The organism is Sulfuriflexus sp., from assembly GCF_032250955.1.
In the GTDB taxonomy this organism is placed as follows: domain Bacteria; phylum Pseudomonadota; class Gammaproteobacteria; order AKS1; family AKS1; genus Sulfuriflexus.
Genome location: NZ_JAVVES010000116.1, coordinates 1 through 3930 on the forward strand (window position 1 = coordinate 1; position 3930 = coordinate 3930).

Annotated in this window: 1 protein-coding gene; it reads left to right on the forward strand. The window is 53.2% G+C overall.

Annotated features, from left to right (window positions below; genetic code table 11):
- Positions 1-248: 248 nt before the first annotated feature.
- Positions 249-3815 carry a BREX-1 system adenine-specific DNA-methyltransferase PglX gene (gene pglX, locus RQ738_RS13300; RefSeq protein WP_314165790.1) on the forward strand — a complete coding sequence of 1189 codons (3567 nt, stop codon included), beginning with the start codon at positions 249-251 and terminating at the stop codon, positions 3813-3815.
- Positions 3816-3930: the final 115 nt, after the last annotated feature.

The following is a 3930-nucleotide window of genomic DNA, read 5'->3' on the forward strand; positions in this document are numbered from 1 at the left end:
CAAGCGAGCTGATGTCATGGACCTGTGCCGCCTGAGCGGCTCTCAGGCCTATCGCCTACTCAGAAAGCTCACGGACAAAGGCTTGCTCACTAAAGCTGGAGAGAAGAAGTATGCGGTTTATACACGATAGAACTCGCCTATACACGGTGAGTATAGAGTTTATGCACGCGTGTATAAAGCCGTGCATAGCTCGCCTTCGCCATTATTCGTGTGGATTCGTGTCCATTCGTGGCTCAAGGGGTTTATAGATGGAAACAGCCAAACTGAAAAAATTCGCTCAGTTCGCCCGGCGCAGTCTGCTGGAGCAGGTCTCCGCCAAGCTGAAAATGGTGCTGGCTGAGAACAGTGCCGCCCGACGTGAAAGCCTTGATGCCATCAAGAAGCTGGAAGAGGCCATCGAGGCCCACAGCAAGGAGTGGGTCTCTGAACGCGTGGCTTACATCTGGTTCAACCGCTTCTGCGCCCTACGCTTTATGGATGTGAACCGCTACACCCGCATCGGCGTAGTGTCGCCCGCCGTGGGGCAGTTCCAGCCCGAGATTCTGGCCGAGGCCAAGATGGGGCACATCGACGAAGAGATGGTGCACGACAAGGTCCGGCAGCAGATCTTCGTCCTGCTCGACGGCAAAGCACCCAGCCGCGACCCGCAAGGCGAAGCTTACCGCCTGCTGGTGGTGGCCGCCTGCAACTTCTGGAACAAGGCCATGCCGTTCCTGTTCCAGCGCATCGACGACTACACTGAACTACTGATGCCCGACGACCTGCTCTCGGGTAACTGCATTCTGGCCTATACCCGCGAAGCGATGGCGACGGATGTCTGCGAGGATGTCGAGGTGATCGGCTGGCTCTACCAGTTCTACATCTCCGAGAAAAAGGACGAGGTATTCGACGGCCTGAAGAAGAGCAAGAAGATCACGCCTGAGAACATCCCGGCCGCCACCCAGCTCTTCACCCCGCACTGGATCGTCCGCTACCTGGTGGAAAACTCCCTCGGCCGCCTGTGGCTGCTCAATCGTCCCGGCTCAAAGCTGGTCGAGCAGATGGACTACTACATCAAGCCCGAACAGGCCGAGACGGACTTCCTGCGCATCGCCAAGCCGGAAGAGATCAAGATCTGCGACCCGGCCTGCGGCTCCGGCCACATGCTTACCTACGCCTTTGACCTGCTCTACGCCATCTACGAGGAGGAAGGCGTTGATCCCGCCGAGATTCCGGAGAAGATCCTCACCCACAATCTCTACGGCATCGAGATCGACGAACGCGCCGGGGAGCTGTCCGCCTTCGCGCTGACCATGAAGGCCCGCGCCAAGCAGCGCCGGTTCTTCAATAAGGGCGTCAAGCCGAACATCTGCGTGCTGGAAAATGTCCACTTCGACGAGGGTGAGCTGAAGGGCTACATGGATTTTGTCGGGCGCGACTTGTTTACCGCACCACTGCAGACCACCCTGCGCCAGTTCGAAGAGGCGGACAACTTCGGTTCCCTTATCCGTCCGGATGTCACCGACGTGAACGGCATGCTCAGGATACTGGAGTCAAAGAATGTCACCGGTCATCTATTCCTGAGTATGACCCACCAGAAGGTGCTACAAGCTCTGCGGCAGGCCGATTACCTGAGCCCGAAATACCATGTGGTGATTGCTAATCCGCCGTATATGGGCGGCAAAGGGATGAATGGGCGACTGGCATCGTGGCTCAAGGTCAATTACGCGGATGTGAAATCTGATTTGTTTTCTACCTTTATAGTCCGCAACACCGAACTGGCGTTACCCAAGGGTCAGCTTGGTTTTATGTCGCCATTCGTTTGGATGTTTATTTCATCCTATGAAAAGTTGCGCAGTTTCCTGATTAATCAAAAGACGATTACTTCCCTCGTGCAGTTGGAGTATTCGGGCTTTGATGGCGCGACAGTGCCCATTTGCTCCTTCACTATTGAAAATGCTCATCGACCCGATTTTAAAGGCGGCTATGTAAAGCTTTCTGATTTTCGAGGTTCTGAGAACCAAGGACCGCGAACTAGGGAGGCCATCAAAAACCCCAATTGCGGATGGTTCTATCGAGCATCTGCTGCTGACTTCAAAAAGGTTCCGGGTAGCCCTATTGCGTACTGGGTGAGTGATCAAGTTAGGGCAATATTTAGTAATTTCCCAAGCATGTCAGAAATCTCAACAATCTGCCAAGGGCTATCAACCGCTGATAATGATCGCTTTATTCGATTTTGGTATGAGGTTAGTTTAAGCAGAACAACCTTACATCACGACAATGAAAGAACAGATAAGAAATGGTATCCCTTAGATAAGGGCGGAGGATATAGAAAATGGTATGGAAACAACGAAGCTTTATTGGATTGGAAAAATGATGGTGCCGTTTTAAGATCTCTACAGCCTAAGTCTGTAATTAGGAACTCACATAAATATTTCGAACCTGGTGTTACTTGGGGGAAAATTACCTCTGCGCTGTTTTCAGCTCGACTAACTAGATCGGGACACATATTCAGCGATGCAGGAATGAAGGCGTTTGTTAGCGCTGAGCACAATCTTGAACCTCTTGCAGGGTTCTTGGCATCCAAACTAAGTCAATATTTTCTTTCAGTAATATCTCAGACCCTAAATTTCGAGCAGGGGAATCTTGCAAAGCTTCCTTTCAAGGTAATAGACAACCCTAAAATTAGTGAAGCGGTATCTTTGTCAAGAAATGACTGGGACGCCTACGAAACCTCCTGGGACTTCACCACACTCCCACTGCTGAATCCCGACTACCGTCAGCCGACCTTGAAGGCAGCCTACCAGAAGCTCCGCGCCCACTGGCGGGAGATGACGCTGGAAATGCAGCGGCTGGAGGAGGAGAACAACCGCATCTTCATCGAGGCCTACGGTCTGCAGGATGAGCTGACGCCCAAGGTGCCACTCAACGAGATCACCCTGACCTGCAACCCGCACTACCGCTACGGTGGCGATAAGAGCGAGGAGGAGCTGGAGGCGCTGCTGCTGGCCGACACCATGCGCGAGCTAGTTTCCTATGCCGTGGGCTGCATGTTTGGCCGTTATGCCCTAGAGCAACCAGGCCTGGTGCTGGCCAACCAAGGCGAGACCATCGAGGACTACTACAGAAAACTTCAGGAACCACGAATAGACACGAATGAGCACGAAGGAAAAGACAAAGAAAACATTAGTGCTGATTCGTGTTCATCAGTGGTTCAGCCCTCTTTCCCGGCCGATGACGATAACGTCATTCCCATGCTCGACGGTGACTGGTTCACCGACGACATCGCCGAGCGCTTCCGCAAATTCCTGCGCGTGGCCTTTGGCGACGAGCACTATGAGGCTAACCTCCAGTTCGTCGAAAAAGCGCTGGGCAAAAATGGCAAGGCCCGCGACATCCGCGATTACTTTCTCAAGGATTTCTACAGCGACCACGTGAGGCGTTACAAGAAGCGCCCCATCTACTGGCTATTCTCCAGTTCCAAGGGAAGCTTCAACGCGCTGATCTACATGCACCGCTACCGCCCGGATACGGTCAGCGTGGTGCTCAACGATTATCTACGCGAGTTCCGCACCAAGCTCACCTCGCACAAGAACCATCTGGAGGCGGTTAGCATTGGCGCCAGCAGCAGCCAAAGCGAGAAGACCAAGGCCCTGAAGGAGATCGAGAAGATTACCAAGATGATCGCCGAGATGGCGGAGTACGAACGCGAAGTGCTTTACCCGCTGGCCACCGAGCAAGTGGAGATCGACCTCGACGAAGGCGTGAAGGTCAACTACCCCAAACTCGGCGCGGCTTTGAGGAAGATACCGGGATTGGAAACCCAGGAAGAGTGAACGAGTTAGCAAGTTTAAAAAATAGCTGATTATTTAACGAGGGGGCAGCGATGAAGGTTGGTAGCTATGTAATCAATTCAAAGAGTCCAGAACTGGGTACGGGTGAGGTCGTCAG